The sequence below is a fragment of the Pelagivirga sediminicola genome, assembly GCF_003072125.1.
GTDB lineage: Bacteria > Pseudomonadota > Alphaproteobacteria > Rhodobacterales > Rhodobacteraceae > Roseovarius > Roseovarius sediminicola.
The window spans coordinates 1-503 of record NZ_QCYH01000088.1 but is presented as its reverse complement, the minus strand read 5'-3'; the positions used below and the strand labels follow the sequence as shown (position 1 = coordinate 503).

Genomic DNA, 503 nt, shown 5'->3' with positions numbered 1-503 from the left:
ATGGTTATAAAGCTTAAGCGATTAGTGATGTTCTTTGTATTGTAAATAATTAACAAAGAAAAAAGAACACACAATGAAAAGGACCGCACTGGTAGTGGATGGTGAACCCTCAATCTTAGAGCTATTACATTTTATATTAGGCAAAGAATATAAAATAGCTCTTGCCAGCAGTTGTTATGAAGCACTGATCTGGTTAGAGGACAACGACACCCCCGATCTGATTATTCTCGACTTTGCAATCAAGGGTTTCGGCGGAAAAGATTTCCTGAGAACCATCAAGGTGAGCGGCATGTACCGTAACATCCCGGTTGTCATTCTTTCCCAGACCGGAGATTTCGATCCCATTGCTGCCGAGGTGCCTTATGGGGTAGATCGATTCTTCCCCAAACCTTTCAACCCCATTGAACTAAAATCATCCGTTTCCGAAATCATAGCAAGCAGACAAGAACATGGAATGGCGCGTGTCTATAACTGATCAACAACCATTTCGCAACCTGGTGTAC

1 protein-coding gene is annotated in these 503 nt (G+C 42.3%); it reads left to right on the top strand.

The window, feature by feature from the left end; all coding sequences use genetic code 11:
* Positions 1 to 73: 73 nt before the first annotated feature.
* Entirely contained in the window at positions 74 to 475 is a 402-nt protein-coding gene (locus tag DC366_RS20745) for a response regulator (protein WP_108693794.1), read from the top strand.
* Positions 476 to 503: the final 28 nt, after the last annotated feature.

Excerpts from the sequence above, each read along its gene's own strand:
- DC366_RS20745 (WP_108693794.1), top strand. The coding sequence starts at position 74 with ATGAAAAGGACCGCACTGGTAGTGGATGGTGAACCCTCAATCTTAGAG.